Here is a 342-nt window from a genome sequence, read left to right as displayed (position 1 = left end):
GCTATCAGATGCAGGATCAGTACGGGGCGATCTCAAACTCCACGGTGGACGTAACGATCACCGGCACCAATGACGCTCCGGTAGCGGTGGCCGATGTAGCCGCTGGCACAGAGAACCAGACCCTGACGATCGACGTGCTGGCCAATGACACCGATGCTGACGACGGCCATCTGTTCACGCTGAACTCGGTCAGTGCGCCGGCGAGCCAGGGCACCGCCAGCGTGGTCGGCAACCAGCTGGTGTTCAACCCGGGGGCCGACTTCGACCACCTGGCGCAAGGCGTCATCGAGCACGTGACGCTCAGCTATCAGATGCAGGATCAGTACGGGGCGATCTCAAACT

At 62.0% G+C, this 342-nt stretch carries 1 protein-coding gene; it reads left to right on the top strand.

Annotation, left to right across the window (positions count from 1 at the left end):
* The coding region (locus ACZYSM_RS29415; protein WP_489077211.1) for an Ig-like domain-containing protein at positions 1-342 on the top strand (342 nt) is incomplete at both ends.

The sequence above is a fragment of the Pseudomonas sp. F220 genome, assembly GCF_057813935.1.
This window is presented reverse-complemented; position numbering and strand designations above follow the sequence as displayed.